The 1,670-nt window shown below is 40.4% G+C and carries 1 protein-coding gene; it reads left to right on the forward strand.

Translation table 11 applies throughout. The features are described 5' to 3' along the window. Positions 1-1,143 (forward strand): flagellin (locus I6F50_RS20380; RefSeq protein WP_269435068.1); only part of this gene is annotated, 1,143 nt, incomplete at its 5' end. Positions 1,144-1,670: the final 527 nt, after the last annotated feature.

Genomic DNA, 1,670 nt, shown 5'->3' on the forward strand with positions numbered 1-1,670 from the left:
GGTGGTCAGCAATTATTGAACGGCAGCTTCGGTTCAAAATCATTCCAAATTGGTTCAAATGCAAACGAAACAATTAACGTATCATTGTCTAGTGTAGCGGCAGAAAAAATTGGGTCTAACCAAGTGGATTTACAAGGTGGTACTGCTAACGAAGGTTTTGGTACTGCTACAGCAGCTGCTGCTTCTACCGCTGCGGCAAGTACAAATGCAGGCGGTACGTATGATATTTCTGGACGTAATGACGCTAAAGTTACTATTGCTGCAGGCGCTAGCGCAGAAGATACAGCTGCTGCAATTAACAGTGTAACGAGCTCTACAGGTGTTAGTGCGCAAGCTAGAACAGAGGCCACGGTAGTTGTTGGTGGTGCTGCAACAGTTTCTGGCGAGACGGTTAGTTTTGAGCTTAACGACGAGAAGGTTTCATACGTAGCTACAGGTAATGCAGATGGCGACCAGCAAGCAATGGCTGAAGCTATTAATGGTGCAACTGATGAACATGGCGTAACAGCGAGTATTGAAAACGGTGTATTATCAGTATCTAATAATACGGGTGCAGATATAACGTTAGAAGGCTATGCAACAGCAGATACCGCTGGTGCTGCTGTAGCGAGTACATTATCAGTGACAGCTCTGTCTTATGCAGGTGTTGAAGATGATGGCGCAACGGGTACAGCTGTTCCTGTTGTACTAACAAGTGGAGTAGCAGGTACTGCGACTGATTCAACGCGAATTTCGGGCGGTATTCAATTAAACTCTCCAGAAACATTCAGTGTGAAAGCGTCTGATGATTCACTAGCTAGTGTAGTTACAGAAACAACAAGTAAGCTAAATGATGTTGCTGACGTTGATATTACAAGCCAAAAGGGCTCACAAGATGCGTTAGCAATTATCGATAACGCGATTGCAAACATCGACTCACAACGAGCGAGTTTAGGTGCGGTTCAAAATCGTTTTGACCACACAATAAGTAACTTAGCGAACATATCAGAGAACGTATCTGCATCACGCAGCCGTATTCAAGATACTGACTTTGCAACAGAAACCGCTGAGATGACGAAGAACCAAATATTGCAACAAGCAGGTACATCAATCTTGTCGCAAGCAAATCAGTTGCCACAAACAGCGCTTAGCCTACTAGGCTAACAGTAACAAGGTAATAGCTACTTCTCTATTTTAGCTAATACTTACAATAATTTTAAAAGGAGATGACTTTGGTCATCTCCTTTTTATTTGGTTTTGATATTGCACCAATCGGCTCAATATGAGCTTTATTTAACGACAGATGATTGTATTGTAACAAGGCTAAATATTTCGTTACTTAATTGTTTTCGGCAATTCCCCTACTATTGTTCTACACCCGTGTAGTTGCAATAAGAAGTCTTAAAAGCAGTTCGTGTCATAGTTAACCCCTAGTAACAAACTAATTAACAGGTTATAAATTTATTAACATGAATTTGTAATTATTTATAAATAAAAGCTAAAGGTATTTTACTCCCTGCCGTTAACTTAATCAGTAAGGGGCTTGTACATAAATTTGTTACGGCTCTTGGTGAAATAAAAACAGTACTTTTACGAAAGTAATCAGGAGTTTTATTATGATTTCAGTAAACACAAATGTATCTTCATTAAACGCACAACGTAACCTATCTCAATCAGGTTCTGATTTAGCG

Origin of the sequence: Pseudoalteromonas sp. NZS127_1, assembly GCF_015864295.1 — a bacterium.
GTDB classification, from domain to species: domain Bacteria; phylum Pseudomonadota; class Gammaproteobacteria; order Enterobacterales; family Alteromonadaceae; genus Pseudoalteromonas; species Pseudoalteromonas arctica.